This window comes from Bacillus sp. Root131, from assembly GCF_001429475.1.
GTDB lineage: Bacteria > Bacillota > Bacilli > Bacillales > Bacillaceae_G > Bacillus_A > Bacillus_A thuringiensis_S.
In genome coordinates this window covers 1170257-1186088 of sequence record NZ_LMJQ01000001.1, presented here as the reverse complement: position 1 = coordinate 1186088, position 15832 = coordinate 1170257, and the positions used below count along the sequence as shown (strand labels likewise).

The following is a 15832-nucleotide window of genomic DNA, read 5'->3' as shown; positions in this document are numbered from 1 at the left end:
ACTTATCATACGATAAGTTGTTCTACTTTCCATGCTGTATCTTTCCAATTTCTAAAATAATTTCTTCATCTTTTTTTCCCTCTGTATCAATTCCAAGTTGTTTAGCGTGCTCAATTAATAAATCATGACGCTTCTCAAACCTAGCGGTATTTACTTCTTTCGTAACCTCTTCTTTTGTTTTCCCCTCAGTAGAAACTCCTAGTTTCTCTGCTGCTTTTTCCATTGATTTCTTCTCTTCTATTTCTTTTACTTTCTTCACTTCTGACTGTTGTATTTGTTTTTGTTTCAACTGCTCTGATTCAGCCGCAAAAGCTGTGTAAATTCCAGCACTTCCGCCAACGACTAGTAAGGTGGTAAAAAGAATTATTTTTTTCTTCACTCTTTCCTCCCCTTTCAAATTCATTATAACGTACAAAATTAGAGCTTTAAAACAATTCTCCTTTATTTCCCTAAAAAAACATTTAATATTTTTATTGACATTTAAGATGAAAATGTGATAAAAATTTAACTAACATCATATGAATCGGCGATGATAGGATTTAGTAGTATTTCGATTTCTGATTTCAGAGAGCTGGTGGTCGGTGCGAACCAGTACAGAGCGAATTATGAATTACCCCCTGGAGCTTCTTTTACGAAACGTGAGGAGTAGTGAAAGACGGTTATAGACCGTTATGTCTAAAGAGTGGTGAAACGACACTGTTTCACAATTTAGGGTGGTACCGCGAATTTTTCGTCCCTGCATATATTGCAGGGGCGTTTTTTATTTTATAAGCGCATATCATATGACCCTTTATTTTGTGATACATTCATTTCACAAGCTAGGGTGGTACCGCGATTTCTTCGTCCCTGCATAATTATATGCAGGGACGTTTTTTTATCCAATCATTTCCGCATCATATAGAAGAACCAACAATTACCGGTAATTTGTCAAAAAATTCTAAAATTCAGAAGGAAATATACAATATTGGCGAATTTTATATAAAAAAGAGCTATTTCACATTACTTAGGAGGGGAAAACAATGGTTTCAAAAATTGAGTCTGTTCTTTTAACAATTTTTATCTTTTTCTGTATTGGTTTTAGTGTTATTCAATTAGAAGTTTCACCACACATCCCAATTTTATTTGGTATCGTTCTTTTATTAGCATTTGGATTCCTGAAGAAAATCTCTTGGTCTACTATGGAGAAAGGGATGATTAGTAGTATTTCAGCTGGTATTCCATCTATATTTATTTTCTTACTTGTAGGCGTATTAATTAGCGTTTGGATCGCAGCTGGAACTATTCCGACTTTAATGGTATACGGCTTCCAACTTGTATCTCCAAAAATTTTCGTTCCAACTGTTTTTGTTGTTTGTGCAATTGTTGGAACGAGTATCGGTAGTGCATTTACAACTGCTGCAACTGTAGGACTTGCCTTTATGGGAATGGGTACTGCCCTTGGATACGATCCAGCTCTTATTGCTGGTGCAATTATTTCTGGTGCATTCTTTGGAGATAAAATGTCTCCTTTATCTGATACAACAAACTTAGCGCCTGCTGTAACGGGTGTAGATTTATTTGAACATATTCGTAACATGCTTTGGACAACAGTACCAGCTTTCATTATTGCTTTTATCGCATTTTTCATTTTAGGAAGCGGATCTGGTGGAAACGTTGATTTCTCAGCATTTATTAACACACTAGAAAAAAGTGCAACGATTTCTATCGTTACGCTGATTCCCATTTTATTACTGTTCCTATTCGCATTTAAAAAGGTACCCGCAGTTCCAACATTACTTGCAGGAATTGTGGTAGGGATTATTATTCTCTTTATTTTTAAACCTAGCACTTCTTTAGCGGATTTAATGAAAATTATGCAAGACGGATACGTTTCTAAAACTGGTATTAAAGATATTGATAGCTTATTATCTCGCGGTGGTCTGCAAAGTATGATGATGTCAATCGCTCTTATTTTCCTAGCTCTTTGTATGGGAGGATTATTACAAGGAATGGGTATTATAGCCCAGCTGATGAACATTATCTCTAGCTTCGTAAAAACTAGTACACGCTTAATTATTTCTACTGCTTCAACTGCAATTGGTGTAAACTTCTTACTTGGTGAGCAGTACTTATCCATCGTTTTAACAGGACAAGCATTCGCTAATAAATACGATGAAGTCGGTTTAGAGCGTCGTAATTTATCACGAGTATTAGAAGATGCTGGTACAGTAATTAATCCACTCGTACCATGGGGTGTCAGTGGCGTATTCTTAACAAACGTTCTTAGCGTTCCAACATTCGATTACTTGCCATACGCAATCTTCTGTTTAGCGTGTCCAGTCGTAACCATTATCGTCGGCTTTACTGGATTCGGTCTTTCATGGAAAAAAGAAAAAGCAGTACCAGTTTCATAATATAACAAAAAGGATTACCAAATCGGTAATCCTTTTTATATTTCTCGACTATCTATTCGCTTTCTTTCTTCTAAATAACATAAGTAATCCCGCTCCAACAAACGCAAGACCAGCTCCAATTGTAGAAGCAATACTTGCACCTGTTTTCGGTAAATCACGTTCATGTTTTTCAGCTTCTTTATTTTCACTTACAGTTGTTGTTGTTTCTTTTGTATTTTGATCATCTGTTGTAGTTTGTCCAGATCCGGTATTATTTCCATCTTGCTTTGGTTCATTACCATTATTACCTTCTTCTGTTGGTGGTGTTGGGTTTTCTCCATTACCTGTTGGCGGTGTCGTCGGATTTTCTCCACCACCTGTTGGCGGTGTCGTTGGATTTCCTTCACCAGTTTCTTTATCATCATTTTTCTTCGTTATATCAATTGCATATTTCGCAAATTCATTTTCAGATGGTCCAACATATGAAATCTTTCCATCTTTCTTTATATACTTTTGTGCATTTGGTGAAGAATCAAATGTTGTATTTAATTTATCTGCAACAATCGGTTTAAATGTCCAATTTTGATCAGCTGCTGGATCAATATCTTTTATTTTTTGCATATACTTCACAATGATTTGACGTGTTTCATCTTGTGATTGGTATACAACTTCCCCTTTACTTACACCTGGGAACGTTTGGCTACTTCCACGATAGTTATTTGTAGCGACGATGAACTCTTGCTTGTCAGCTACTAGCTTACCTTCATATGTCATATTTACAATACGATTAGCATTTGCATTTACAACTTTTCCATCTTTATCGTATTTCGCCGGTTGTGTTACATCAATTTCGTATTTTAAGCCATCTAAAATATCGAAGTTATATGTAGGATAGCCTATATTTACTAACGGCTGTTCTTCTGTTTTCTTTGGATCAATTTGATTAAACTGACCTGCAGACATTTCAAGCCATTCTTTCACTTGTGCCCCATTTACTTTTACAGCATATAACGTATTTGGATACACGTATAAATCTGCAACGTTTTTAATTGCTAACGTTCCAGCTGGAATATCAGTATAATATGTCGCACCGTTTCGGCCACCTGCTTTAAATGGTGCGCCTGCAGATAAAACCGGAATATCTTTAATCTTTTCGTACTCTGGTTTTTTAAGTTCTTGTTCTACATACCATTTTTGTGCATTTGTCACAATTTGTACGGAAGGATCATCTTGTACTAATGAAAAATAACTATTAATTGGTGCTTTCGTTTCACCTACAGGTGTATTTACATAGTCGATTGTCGCTTGATGCTCATCTTTAATTTCATTAACTAATTTTTGATCAGATTCTACTAATGGGGTACCTTTACTATTAGCAATCGGGCGAAGTTGTGGCTTAGATTGATCTTTTTGTACTTCCCATGTTCCGTTTACCTTTTTCAATTGCATATCAATAATACCTAAGTTACTACCAAAAACACCAGGCATTACAACTGGAACACCATTAAATACATCCTCCACTTCAGTATGTGAATGTCCCATTAATACTGCATCTACGCCAGGAACTTGTGTTGCTAAATGATATGATGCATTTTCCATTTTATTCACTTCTTTATATTCGCTCTTATCGACGCCTGAATGAGCCAATGCAACGATAATATCCGCACCCTCATTTTGCATTTTTTTCACCATTATTCTTGCTGTTGCGACGATGTCTTTCGCTTTTACTTTTCCTTCTAAGTTCGCTTTATCCCAGTTCATGATTTGTGGTGGAACAAATCCCATTACACCAATTTTCACTATTTGTTTTTGGCCTGCTTCATCCACTACTTCTTTCTTTAAAATATGATATGGTTTAAAATAATTTTCATCGTTCTCTTCCTTATCATCATGGTCAACTTTATATACATTCGAGTTAATAACCGGGAAATCCGTTTTTTCAATCACTTTGTTTAAATAATCTAAACCATAGTTAAATTCATGATTCCCAAGAGAGATGACGTCATACTTCATTAAATTCATTACACGATATAATGGATGTGTATAACTAGGATCCACACGATTCTTCGGATCTTTTATTTTATTCGCTACGTAATCCCCAAGCGGTGTCCCTTGTAATGCATCCCCATCATCAAATAGGACAGAGTTTTTCACTTCTTCACGTGCTTTATTAACGAGTGTTGCCGTTTGTACAAGTCCTACTTTATTATCTGTTTTCGTTTGATAATAATCGTAATTCATTAAGTTAACGTGAATATCTGATGTTTCTAGAATTCGTAAGTTAACTGTACTCTCCCCAGTGTTCTCATCTGCATGAGCTGTTGCTGGCATTACTTGCGGCGCTATAACACCAATCGCAAGAGTTGCTCCAGCTAGCATTTTTTTTGACTTTTTCACAAAAAATCCCCCTTATACAATTACCAAAAATAATGAAATGAATCCCTATCTGTCTCTAACCACATACCTTTTTTCTTCTATTAGAGACACAATTTTCATTTCACCCTGCGCTAACGAGTAGTCCCCTTAAACGCCCGATTGATGAAGACCATTAATTAATCGGAAATAAAGCTCCCACTAATTAAAGTTTCACCTTATCTGACATTATCATATATAAAGTTCTTTCCTATCGTCAATATTTTTTGACAAACTTCAACAAATTTTCTGTAAAGTTATTATAAACTTTTCATAAACATATAATATGCCCTTACATTGCTAATACTGCTGAATATGATACAATTACCAATTACAAGGAGGATGAATTTATGAAAAAAGTCATCTTAACAATTGTTTGTCTCCTCCTTCTGATCATTTCTTATTCTTATTTTGAAAAGAACGACGAGACAAAACAAAATGAATCTGAAGAAAAAACAGAAAAAACATCTGCCCCAAATTGGATTGATAAGCAAACAAATGAATCTTTTTATCATCTTGTATTAGGTGATTCACTCGCTAAAGGATATGGATCGACACAAGGTGGATTTGCTGAATTAGCTTCTAAGCAAATAGAAGCACAAATTCATAAACCAATTACAGTAGAAAACCTTGGGGTAAACGGTCTTACAACAGATCGTCTCGCTAAAAAAGTTCAATCAGAAGATGTAAAGGAAAAAATTAGAGCAGCAAATATAATTACAATTAATATTGGAGGAAATAATTTATTTCGTTTAAATCGTGATGTTGGTGTTATAGATGGTATAAAAATGTTAAATAAAGAAAAAGCCCATTTTGAAGCGGATATAAAAAGTATTGTAAAGACAGTTCGAGATCAAAATCCGGATGCTTTACTCATTCTCTCAGAACTCTATAACCCGTTACAACTCGATGACTCCATCGCAAGTTATGCAGATATGTTTTTAGATGGCTGGAATGAATCTGTTTATTCCATTTCCAAAGCAAATCAACCATCTATCGTTTTACCAATTCGTAAATTAATATCGAATGATAAAAAAGAGTTATTATTTGACCAAGTACACCCAAATGATAACGGCTATGCGATTATTGCCAATACATTTACAAAGCAAGTGTTATCCTACAAATATTAAAGCGACCATGAAACAATTCTATTTTTATAACATGTCTTTTTTGTTACAATGATAGTGGAAGGGGGCCTTTATATGGAATCACGCGAGTGGGAACGTATTGTTGATCATCTTCTTTCGCTAGTGCCTCTTTTTTATCGCAAATTTATGCTTCCTGGAGAATTTTCTTCTCAAAGACATATGCCGCCATCACATACACAAGTATTACTGCTTTTGCATGAAAACGGCACATTAGCAGTTTCCGAAATCGGCAAGCGGCTAGCGATTTCACGGCCTAACATGACACCTCTATTAAACAAACTTATTCAAGAAGAACTAATAGAGCGTCATTATAGCGAAAAAGATCGACGGGTCATTTTAATTTCCCTAACAGCTGAAGGGAAATTATTAGTAAATCAGTATCAGCAATTCATTTTAGACAAACTAAAAGAAAATTTCCAAACATTATCTGAGGAAGAGCGCGAAAAGCTCATTCATTCTCTTCAAACCATTCAAAATTTAATTTTGAAAACAAACGTATAAAGCTGCTTCTAAATAGAAGCAGCTTTATGATTCGTAATAGTTACCATAGTATACATTGGAATATGGCCATGTTGTTAAATATGTTTTTTTTTCCTGTGTAGGCTGTTGTTGTGGTATTTGTGGTATTTGTGATAATTGCTGTAATTGTTGTTGCCGATATAATTCGTATTGTCTACTCGTATCATAAACCGGATAATAATTTACATATGGATATACTTGAGGTACGTAATAATAATACATTATCCTCTCCTCCTTTTTCTTAAACATATTCAAAGGAGAAAATGAATGTGACATTGTTTATAATTGTACAAGTGGTTCTCTCACTCGTTTCTTCCTTTTCTTCAAGCGTAACTTACGGTTCTTTTCGTATAAATAATGCACAACGAAATACGAAATGAGACCAAACACAACTCCTAAAATCGTCATTCCAATTAATACATACACTTCACTTTGTAATAAGCTCTTTAATATCGTAAAAATGTGACTTGAAAACAAGTCCGATATCGTAAATGGTTCATGATGAATTTTCTGTACATGGAATGGATAAATCATTTTTCCTAGCGTATACGCAAGCGGAAATAAAAATACTGGGAGAAACGATATTTTCCCAATAATATTGCCAATAACTGCCGCAGGAAAAGATCCCTTTGCTAACCTGACGATTGGATAAAATATTACATATACGAGCGATGCCGTATAAATGACTAACATTTCTAAGCCGAATCCTATAGCAAACCCTAACGATACTTTCTTTGCGCCTTCTGGCGATCGAAGCAACTTATAATATTGAAACTTTAATATTCTCCACATCCGCTGAAAAAACGAATATGTTTTCTTAGTTGTTTTCACCCTCATCATCTCTTTAACTATATTTTTATATGTAGTATGTCCTTACACACTCTGAAAAACAAATTTAGTTTTCTCTTTTATTATAAATGATATCGAAATGGTTAACCAAATATACATCCGACATTTTAATATAAAAAAACCTCCCTTTTAGGAAGGCTCTTCTACATTTTTAAATAAACTCACTAATAACGCTTTTTGAGCATGCAATCGATTACCAGCTTGCTCGAAGACGATAGACTGTGGTCCATCTATAATTTCTCCTGTTACTTCTTCTTCACGATGGGCAGGTAAACAGTGTAAGAAACGATATGTTTGTTTCGCATGCTTAACAAGTTCGTTATTGATTTGGTAAGGTTGAAATAAAGAATATTTCTCTTCTTCGCCCTCTTGCCCCATGCTCATCCAAACGTCAGTATAAATGAAATCTGCTTCATTCACCGCTAATTCAGGATCATGCAAAACTTCAATTTCAGCTCCTGTTTCCTTGGCAATCGCTAACGCTTTTTTTACAATCTCTTCATTCGGTTCATATCCTACAGGCGTTGCAACAGTCATATGCATTCCGACTTTTGCACTCGCTAGCAACAATGAATGACATACATTATTTCCGTCACCTACGTAAGCCAATTTTATTCCTTTAAATGTATTTGTTTCTTCATATATTGTCATTAGGTCTGCCAATGCTTGACAAGGATGATGATCATCCGTTAAACCGTTAATAACAGGAATACTAGATTCTTTTGCAAGCTCTTCTACATCCGCGTGTGAGAATGTACGTATCATGATCCCGTCAATATACTGCGATAATACTTTCGCAGTATCTGAAACGGTTTCTCCTCTTCCCATTTGCATCTCTTTCCCACTTAAAAACATACCATGTCCCCCGAGTTGTACCATTCCCGCTTCAAAAGATACACGAGTACGAGTTGAATGCTTATCAAAAATAAGCCCTAATATTTTGCCTTGTAATAAAGGCTCTTGCTTATTCTTTTTTAAATATATAGCGAACTCAATTAAAGAAATAATTTCTTCTTTCGTTAATTCTTCTAGTGTTAAAAGATCTTTCGTATTTAATTTCGGTACTTGTACAGTTGACATGAAACTTCCCCCTTATATGATTGATACGTTTTTTGTACAAACTACTTTTTTTATTATATATACTGCCTGTTCTAACTCTTCATTCGTGACAATGAGTGGCGGTAATAGTCTTATAACATTAGGGCCTGCTTGTAATACGAGAAGTCCTTCGTTTTCTAGTTGTTCTATAAAACTTGCAACTTCATGCTTACACTCAATCCCAATCATAAGCCCCTTACCACGTATATTTTGAATACATTCGACATGCTGTAATTCCTCTTGCAACTTCTCTAATACATACTCGCCTTTTTCTTGTACTTCTTTTAAAAACAATGGTCTTTTACTTACTTGCAATACTTCTTTCGCTGCAGCCATCGCGATGTAATTCCCGCCAAAAGTTGAACCGTGTGATCCTGCAGTAAACGACGTTCCGAGCTCTTTCCGGCCAATCATTGCTCCGACAGGAATCCCATTCCCAAGTGCTTTTGCAACGGTAACGATATCAGGCTCTATTCGCACTTGTTCATAAGCGAATAGTGTTCCAGTTCTTCCTATCCCCGTTTGTACTTCGTCTATAATAAATAAGGAACCGAACTTATTACATAATGTTTCAATCTCTTTCAAAAAAGATAGATCAGCAGGTATTACTCCTCCCTCTCCTTGAACTACTTCTACCATTACCGCCGCAACTTCTTCATTCATTACTTCCTCTAATGCTTTAATATCGTTAAAAGGGATATGTAAAAAAGATGGAAGTAACGGACCAAATCCTTCTTTTACCTTATCTTGGCCTGTTGCACTCATCGTTCCAAATGTTCTACCGTGAAAAGACTGCTGGCATGTTACGACGAGAGATTTTCCAGTATGCTTACGTGCTAACTTTAAAGCCGCTTCATTTGCCTCTGCCCCACTATTACAGAAAAACACATAATCTAATGCTCTATTTTCTGTTAATAATGACGCAACTTCTTCTTGTAAGCTGTTTGTAAACAGGTTAGATATATGCCATATATCATCAAGTTGCTCTTGTACACCTTTGAGAACAGTAGGGTGACAATGTCCTAAATTACATACGCCAATTCCTGATGTAAAATCTAAATATTGCTTACCTTTATTATCAATAACTTTCGTTCCAGTTCCCTTTACAAACTCAATAGTTCTTCTGCCATACGTTTGAAAAAGATGACTCGTCATGCAATACTCACACCTTTCGTTACCGTCGTTCCAATACACTCTCCCGTAACCTCAGTAAAATCTTTTGTACCATTCACAATACTTATCTTTTGCACTCCCATTTTTAATGATGCTAGTGCCGCCTGTACTTTCGGAATCATCCCACCTGTAATAACACCTGTTTCTATAAAAGTTGCAATTTCAGATTCATCCGTTTCCTTTACCAAATTCCCTTCATGTAATATTCCATCTACATCCGTAATAAAAATCAGCTCTTTTGCCCCTAACGCGGCCGCAATCCCAGCTGCAGCATTGTCCGCATTTATGTTATAAATTTCATTACCATTTACCCCGATTGGAGCAATAACAGGAATATACCCCATATTTATTAATCCTTTTAATAAGGCTGTTTCTACATAACTTACTTCTCCCACATATCCTATCTCCTCGCTGACAGGTTGAACTTGAAGTAAATTACCGTCACACCCTGAACAACCTACAGCAAGTAAATTATGCTTTTGTAAATTCATTACGAGTTTTTTATTCGTACTTCCGCATAGCACCATTTGAACAACATCCATAACTTCTTTTGGTGTTACGCGTAATCCATCTCTTTTTTCTACGTTGATGTTACAATCTTTTAATTTGGCATCAATTTCTGGCCCACCACCATGAATAATCACCACTTTATACTTCTGTTGCAATTTCTTTATACAATCAAAAAACACAGCATTTAATTGATTCAACATACTACCGCCGCATTTCACTACAATATAATCGCTCATCTTCTCTCTCCTTATGTACGATAACAAGCATTTATTTTCACATATTCATAGCTTAAGTCACAGCCCCAAGCTGATCCTGTCTCTTCACCTAAGTGTAAGTACACATTAATGACTATTTCATCTTCTTGTAATCTCTCTTTCATTTCTTCTTCAGAAAATATTTGAGGCTCACTATTTTTTAATACCGATATAGATTGAAGAGTAATGTCAATTGTGTTCGGATGAATAGCTACTTCACTTTGTCCAATACTGCTAATAATTCGCCCCCAGTTTGGGTCTTCACCATGTATTGCTGTTTTCACAAGACTCGAACCGACTATTTGCTTTGCAATTTTTTTTGCCTCTTCATTCGTTTGAGCTCCTAGCACATTTACTTCTATTAACTTCGTAGCTCCTTCACCATCTTGCGCAATTTTTTTCGCTAAATCTTCACATACTTGCTGTAAAGCACATACGAAAGTTTCCCAATCTGTATGTTCCATATTTATCGGCCTTGTTTCTGATAATCCACTTGCCATAACGATGACCATATCATTCGTAGAAGTATCTCCATCTACCGTAATTTGATTAAATGTATGATTCGTAATTTCGGATAACGCTGTTTGCAATACGTCATGCTCTATATGAGCATCTGTCGTAATAAAACTAAGCATCGTTGCCATATTCGGATGAATCATCCCTGAACCTTTTGCAACACCCGCAATCGCCACTTTCTTCCCATCAATAATCATTTCATAGCAAGTTTCTTTCATTATAAGATCCGTCGTTAAAATTGCTTCAGAAAAACAATATGCTTCACTTTCTTCCTTCGTCGGTATAAGAGTTGCAACTCCCTTTCGGATTATATCCATCGGCAGTGGAACACCAATTACACCTGTTGAAGCTACTGCAACGTAATTTTCTTTCATCCCAAAATGTTCCGCCCCTAATGCGCGCATCTCGTATGCGTCTTGTAATCCTTTCATTCCAGTACAAGCATTTGCATTTCCACTATTAACGATAATTGCTTGTAACTTCCCTTCTGCCGTTATACTATCCTTCGTTACTTGTAAAGGAGCTGCTTGTATTTGATTCGTTGTATACACAGCGGCACATGATGCTGGTACATCACAAACGATGGCACCTAAATCCTTTTTCTCCTTTTTTAAACCATTTGCAGTACCAATTGCCGAAAAGCCTTTCGGCGTTACAATTGAACCATTTTCTAATTTTGTAATAGACGCTACTTTAATCATCATGGCCCCCTTATACATAAAGCGGCATATGTTGTAAACCTGTTGTCTCTTCTAGTCCCGCTATTATGTTTGCATTTTGAATCGCTTGCCCAGCCGCGCCTTTCATCATATTGTCTATAACAGAAACGACCGTAACTCTTTCAGCTCTTTCATCGTAAGCTATGCCAATATCACAATAATTTGAGCCTCTCACTTCTTTTGGACTTGGAAATTTCCCTTGCGTACAAATTCGGATGAAAGGCGATTGTTCATACGTTTCTTCATACAATTTTTGAAGTTGCTTTATTTCCATCTTTTGTTTTACTTTTGCATAAAGTGTAATCATGATTCCTCGAGATATCGGTATTAAATGTGTGCTAAATGTAATTGGCTGTGATCCACTATTCCATTCTGTAAGCATTTGCTCAATCTCTGGAACGTGCTGATGCTCATTCACTTTATAAATGTGCAAGTTATCATATAGCTCAGGAAAGTGAGTCATTGTTGTTGGTGTTTTACCTGCTCCTGATACCCCTGATTTCGCATCAATAATAATCGAATCTTCTTCAATCATGCCGCTACGTACTAACGGCGCTATCGCTAGCAATGTGGCTGTAGCAAAACATCCTGGGTTTGCAATTAAATTTGCCTTTTGAATCCCAGTCCTTTTCCATTCACTTAACCCATACACTGCTTTTCTAAGAATTTCTTCTTTCGCTGCTGGCCTTTTATACCACAGTTCATATGACGAAGGATCTATCATACGAAAGTCTCCAGATAGGTCAATTACTTTTAAACCTTCTGCTAATAACTTGGGAGTTAACTCCGCCGATACTCCTGCTGGGGTTGCTAGAAATACGATTTCTGCTTCTTTTCCTATCGTCTCCACATCAATTTCTTGTAACGTATGAAAAAGGACATTTCGAAGATGCGGATATACATTTGTTATACACTCACCAACTTGTGAAAAAGAATGGAGAGATGCTATCGAAAAATATGGATGTTGTTCTAATAAACGAATTAACTCAATGCCCCCATATCCAGTGGCTCCAATAATTGCGACTTTCATAAGTTCCTCCTCATATCGATTCTTTAAATTAAGTATGATTATAATATTGTATATTTATAGAGTCAATTAAATATTTATAAATTTTTAAATCTAAAAAAACTTAATTTTATTAGAAAAATAATATACTCAACCGAATTTTTATACAAAAATAGTGCATAGTAGTTTTTTTATTTCACTTCAAGTACAATAAAACAATACATACGTACATACAGGCGGGGAAAAATATGAACGAAAAATTAATTGAGAAAATGATTATAAAAAGTTTTCAACAATATCAATGCAGTCCAATATCAAAAGAAGATCAGGAAATGCTAGTGAAACATATTCAAACGGTGACTCATTCAAATATTGAAATTGATTTATACGAGGAAATTGAGGATATTGTTTATGATTATGTAACTGGAAAACAATAAAAAATAGGAGATTTCCATATGGAAATCTCCTATTTTTTACTTAATGATTTACCTGCTACACGTTCAAATAAACCTGGGAATAAAGCATAAAGTTTCGGGCCAATTCCCATCCACTTCGGTAAGTTTACTTCACGTTTTTTCGTGTGCATCGACTTTACGATTTGTTCTGCTACGTATGTTGGTTTTAACATGTAACGTCCCATATTCTTTACATATGTACCAGATTGATCCGCTATTTCAAAAAAGTTTGTATCTATCGGACCTGGATTAATTGCTGTAACATAAATATCTGTATTCGCTAATTCCATGCGTAAACTATTCGTAAATCCTAATACGGCATGTTTCGTTGATGCATAAGCACTCGATTTCGGAGTTGCAATTTTTCCAGCAAGTGAAGCAATATTAATAATATGTCCTTCATTCTTGTTTACCATATAAGGTAGTACCGCTTTCGTACATGCTACTAATCCAAATACATTTACTTGGAACATATCTTTTACTTCACCCATTGACGCATCTTCAAACGTTTTAAAAATACCAAATCCCGCATTGTTTACTAATATATCAATACGTCCCACTTCTTGTAATACCTTTGAAAAAACAGACTGTACTTCCATCTCTTCACTTACATCTAATACATAATAATAGCAAGGCGTATTATAAGTTTCTTTAATTTTGTCTACTAACGCTTGTAGTTTCTCTTCTGTTCGAGCCATTAATACTGGAGTCGCTCCCTGTGCTGCAACTTGCATTGCAACTTGCTCACCAATCCCACTAGAAGCACCTGTAATGACGATTACTTTATTTTGTAAACGTCCTGTCATTGCTGTCACCTACTTTGCATAATAAATCAATTGTTGCGATGACTCATCAATCATCACTTGTTGATTATATGCTAAATAGTCCAATTGTCCAACCGTTTCTGAAATAGTAAGTGGTAATTGTTCTTTATATAATACCGGAAATAGTTTTACACATACTTCAAATGCTGTCATTGGTTTTTCCTTTAATAACTCAAGCACTTTAAAAGCACGTGTTTCTTGCTTTTGTAATCTCGTTTCAATAAGTTGTTTCACATTTAGAACATCTTCCCCATGCCCTGATAAAATGCGTGAAATATTCATTTCGCTTAAACGCTGTAATGTTTGATTATATTGTAGTAATGGGCGTGCCCGTTCTGTTTGCCCTTCATATGGTGGTTCTAGTATTGGATTCGAAGAAATATGACTAATGAGAGCATCTCCACCAATTAATATTCCATCAGATTCTCTATATAAAGAAATATGAGTAGAAGCATGGCCTGGTGTTTCAAGCACTGTAAATCCAGGCAAAGAATTAATACGATCTCCTTCTCTCACAGTATGCGTTAACGATCTATTACAAGAATATTTAAGTGTCCTCGTCGTCAATAACGACTCGTCTTTCAAAAATGCTGCTGGCACACCAAACTGTAAGGCCGTCTCTCTAAAAAATTCATGATACCGCTTTAAAAATTCTGGATTTTGTGTGATCCAAGGCTCATTCCAAGGATGTCCAATAATATTCGTCTTCTCAGAAAATATATTTAAAAGTCCACAATGATCTGCATGATGATGCGTAATGACTACTGTTTCAATATCTTCTATCGTATATCCTAATGCACCTAATTGACTTTCTAACGCATTCCTTGCCTCTTCTGTATTCGTCCCTGTATCAATTAATGTTAATGTCTCCCCCTCAACTAAAAACACATTCACAGTTTCCACTGCAAATGGTACAGGAATCTCCATTCGGTGAATCGCCGTCATGCTTAGCCCCCCTGTCTCTTTCCGGTTCAAAAATGAATACTTCTTCAGTTTACAACTTCTATATATATTTGTCATTATTTTCAGATAAAAAGAGGTGTTTCCTATAAGAAAACGAATGTATGTACATTTATAAGAATTTCTAACCAAAATTAAAGGAGGAACATCATGTCTATTCAAAACATTTCCTTTCTCGGTGCAGGCTCTATTGCTGAAGCTATTATTGGTGGCTTGTTACATGCAAATGTTGTTAAAGGTGAACAAATTACTGTAAGTAATCGTTCTAACGAGACGAGATTACAAGAGCTACATAAAAAATACGGTGTCAAAGGTACTCATAATAAAAAAGAATTACTTACTGATGCAAATATTCTTTTTCTAGCAATGAAACCAAAGGATGTTGCAGAGGCGCTTACCCCTTTTAAAGAATACATAAATAATAACGTGCTTATTATTTCATTACTAGCAGGTGTTTCTACTCACTCAATTAGAAAACTACTTCAAAAAGACGTTCCAATTATTCGTGCAATGCCAAATACATCCGCAGCCATTCTAAAATCAGCTACCGCTATCTCCCCTTCAAAACATGCAACAGCGGAACATATTCGCACTGCAACATCTTTATTTGAAACGATCGGTCTCGTCTCTGTTGTAGAGGAAGATGATATGCATGCTGTCACTGCATTATCCGGAAGTGGACCTGCTTATATTTATTACGTAGTGGAAGCTATGGAAGAAGCTGCAAAAAAAATTGGTTTAAAAGAAGATGTTGCAAAATCACTTATTCTTCAAACGATGATTGGTGCTGCTGAAATGCTAAAAGCAAGTGACAAGCACCCTTCTATTTTGCGAAAGGAAATTACTTCTCCTGGTGGAACTACCGAAGCAGGTATTGAAGTATTACAAGAACATGAATTTCAACAAGCACTTATTTCTTGTATTACACAGGCAACGGAACGATCACATAATCTTGGAAAAACATTAGAACAACTAACAAAAGAAAAATAGAAAAAGGAGCTCAAATAAACTTGAGCT

At 35.6% G+C, this 15832-nt stretch carries 16 protein-coding genes and 1 other annotated feature; of the genes, 5 read left to right on the top strand and 11 right to left on the bottom strand.

Annotated elements, in window-relative coordinates:
- Positions 1-22 precede the first annotated feature (22 nt).
- Complete coding sequence (locus ASE54_RS05865; protein WP_000726908.1) at positions 23-379, bottom strand: hypothetical protein; 357 nt, start codon at positions 377-379, stop codon at positions 23-25.
- A gap of 141 nt (positions 380-520) precedes the next feature.
- Positions 521-741 (top strand) — a binding site (T-box leader).
- 278 nt (positions 742-1019) lie between these two features.
- Here ASE54_RS05865 and nhaC point away from each other — a divergent pair.
- The gene (nhaC, locus tag ASE54_RS05855; protein WP_000253733.1) at positions 1020-2393 is read left to right on the top strand and encodes a Na+/H+ antiporter NhaC; all 1374 of its coding nucleotides are present in this window, start codon (positions 1020-1022) and stop codon (positions 2391-2393) included.
- Between the two features lie 48 nt (positions 2394-2441).
- Here nhaC and cpdB read toward each other — a convergent pair whose 3' ends face one another.
- Positions 2442-4769, bottom strand: a complete 2328-nt coding sequence (cpdB, locus tag ASE54_RS05850; protein WP_000748646.1) for a bifunctional 2',3'-cyclic-nucleotide 2'-phosphodiesterase/3'-nucleotidase — start codon at positions 4767-4769, stop codon at positions 2442-2444.
- Positions 4770-5134: 365 nt separating this feature from the next.
- Here cpdB and ASE54_RS05845 point away from each other — a divergent pair, with 365 nt between their 5' ends.
- The gene (locus tag ASE54_RS05845; protein ID WP_000755850.1) at positions 5135-5914 is read left to right on the top strand and encodes a GDSL-type esterase/lipase family protein; all 780 of its coding nucleotides are present in this window, start codon (positions 5135-5137) and stop codon (positions 5912-5914) included.
- A gap of 72 nt (positions 5915-5986) precedes the next feature.
- The gene (locus ASE54_RS05840; protein ID WP_000445819.1) at positions 5987-6433 is read left to right on the top strand and encodes a MarR family transcriptional regulator; all 447 of its coding nucleotides are present in this window, start codon (positions 5987-5989) and stop codon (positions 6431-6433) included.
- A gap of 24 nt (positions 6434-6457) precedes the next feature.
- Here ASE54_RS05840 and ASE54_RS05835 read toward each other — a convergent pair whose 3' ends face one another.
- The 7 genes from ASE54_RS05835 to argC form a co-directional block, all read right to left on the bottom strand.
- On the bottom strand, positions 6458-6673 hold the full coding sequence (locus ASE54_RS05835) for a hypothetical protein (protein ID WP_014895331.1): 216 nt from the start codon (positions 6671-6673) through the stop codon (positions 6458-6460).
- Between the two features lie 57 nt (positions 6674-6730).
- A complete protein-coding gene (locus tag ASE54_RS05830; protein ID WP_003309896.1) occupies positions 6731-7291 on the bottom strand; it encodes a DUF2062 domain-containing protein in 561 nt (186 codons plus the stop codon).
- A 138-nt stretch (positions 7292-7429) separates the two neighbouring features.
- A complete protein-coding gene (argF, locus tag ASE54_RS05825; RefSeq protein WP_000108861.1) occupies positions 7430-8380 on the bottom strand; it encodes an ornithine carbamoyltransferase in 951 nt (316 codons plus the stop codon).
- A 12-nt stretch (positions 8381-8392) separates the two neighbouring features.
- On the bottom strand, positions 8393-9553 hold the full coding sequence (locus tag ASE54_RS05820) for an acetylornithine transaminase (RefSeq protein WP_000200545.1): 1161 nt from the start codon (positions 9551-9553) through the stop codon (positions 8393-8395).
- The gene (gene argB, locus ASE54_RS05815) at positions 9550-10317 is read right to left on the bottom strand and encodes an acetylglutamate kinase (RefSeq protein WP_001286790.1); all 768 of its coding nucleotides are present in this window, start codon (positions 10315-10317) and stop codon (positions 9550-9552) included. The genes ASE54_RS05820 and argB overlap by 4 nt, the downstream gene beginning before the upstream one ends.
- A gap of 11 nt (positions 10318-10328) precedes the next feature.
- Complete coding sequence (argJ, locus tag ASE54_RS05810; RefSeq protein WP_000598383.1) at positions 10329-11552, bottom strand: bifunctional glutamate N-acetyltransferase/amino-acid acetyltransferase ArgJ; 1224 nt, start codon at positions 11550-11552, stop codon at positions 10329-10331.
- Positions 11553-11562: 10 nt separating this feature from the next.
- Positions 11563-12600, bottom strand: coding sequence for an N-acetyl-gamma-glutamyl-phosphate reductase (gene argC / locus ASE54_RS05805; protein WP_000861239.1), 1038 nt, complete (start codon positions 12598-12600; stop codon positions 11563-11565).
- Between the two features lie 224 nt (positions 12601-12824).
- On the opposite strand from argC, the gene ASE54_RS05800 reads away from it, so the two are divergent.
- Positions 12825-13013 carry a YqzH family protein gene (locus tag ASE54_RS05800; protein ID WP_001003222.1) on the top strand — a complete coding sequence of 63 codons (189 nt, stop codon included), beginning with the start codon at positions 12825-12827 and terminating at the stop codon, positions 13011-13013.
- A 29-nt stretch (positions 13014-13042) separates the two neighbouring features.
- Here ASE54_RS05800 and ASE54_RS05795 read toward each other — a convergent pair whose 3' ends face one another.
- Together ASE54_RS05795 and ASE54_RS05790 are read right to left on the bottom strand one after the other, a co-directional pair.
- Complete coding sequence (locus tag ASE54_RS05795) at positions 13043-13837, bottom strand: SDR family oxidoreductase (RefSeq protein WP_000147795.1); 795 nt, start codon at positions 13835-13837, stop codon at positions 13043-13045.
- 9 nt (positions 13838-13846) lie between these two features.
- Positions 13847-14800 (bottom strand): MBL fold metallo-hydrolase, encoded by a 954-nt coding sequence (locus ASE54_RS05790; RefSeq protein ID WP_000125124.1) that lies wholly within the window; start codon positions 14798-14800, stop codon positions 13847-13849.
- 165 nt (positions 14801-14965) lie between these two features.
- Here ASE54_RS05790 and proI point away from each other — a divergent pair, with 165 nt between their 5' ends.
- Positions 14966-15805 (top strand): pyrroline-5-carboxylate reductase ProI, encoded by an 840-nt coding sequence (proI, locus tag ASE54_RS05785; RefSeq protein WP_000027254.1) that lies wholly within the window; start codon positions 14966-14968, stop codon positions 15803-15805.
- The last annotated feature ends 27 nt before the right edge of the window (positions 15806-15832 follow it).

Coding starts and splice junctions, on each gene's coding strand:
- nhaC (WP_000253733.1), top strand. CDS start 1,020: ATGGTTTCAAAAATTGAGTCTGTTCTTTTAACAATTTTTATCTTTTTC.
- ASE54_RS05845 (WP_000755850.1), top strand. CDS start 5,135: ATGAAAAAAGTCATCTTAACAATTGTTTGTCTCCTCCTTCTGATCATT.
- ASE54_RS05840 (WP_000445819.1), top strand. CDS start 5,987: ATGGAATCACGCGAGTGGGAACGTATTGTTGATCATCTTCTTTCGCTA.
- ASE54_RS05835 (WP_014895331.1), bottom strand. CDS start 6,673: ATGTATTATTATTACGTACCTCAAGTATATCCATATGTAAATTATTAT.
- ASE54_RS05830 (WP_003309896.1), bottom strand. CDS start 7,291: ATGATGAGGGTGAAAACAACTAAGAAAACATATTCGTTTTTTCAGCGG.
- argF (WP_000108861.1), bottom strand. CDS start 8,380: ATGTCAACTGTACAAGTACCGAAATTAAATACGAAAGATCTTTTAACA.
- ASE54_RS05820 (WP_000200545.1), bottom strand. CDS start 9,553: ATGACGAGTCATCTTTTTCAAACGTATGGCAGAAGAACTATTGAGTTT.
- argB (WP_001286790.1), bottom strand. CDS start 10,317: ATGAGCGATTATATTGTAGTGAAATGCGGCGGTAGTATGTTGAATCAA.
- argJ (WP_000598383.1), bottom strand. CDS start 11,552: ATGATTAAAGTAGCGTCTATTACAAAATTAGAAAATGGTTCAATTGTA.
- argC (WP_000861239.1), bottom strand. CDS start 12,600: ATGAAAGTCGCAATTATTGGAGCCACTGGATATGGGGGCATTGAGTTA.
- ASE54_RS05800 (WP_001003222.1), top strand. CDS start 12,825: ATGAACGAAAAATTAATTGAGAAAATGATTATAAAAAGTTTTCAACAA.
- ASE54_RS05795 (WP_000147795.1), bottom strand. CDS start 13,837: ATGACAGGACGTTTACAAAATAAAGTAATCGTCATTACAGGTGCTTCT.
- ASE54_RS05790 (WP_000125124.1), bottom strand. CDS start 14,800: ATGACGGCGATTCACCGAATGGAGATTCCTGTACCATTTGCAGTGGAA.
- proI (WP_000027254.1), top strand. CDS start 14,966: ATGTCTATTCAAAACATTTCCTTTCTCGGTGCAGGCTCTATTGCTGAA.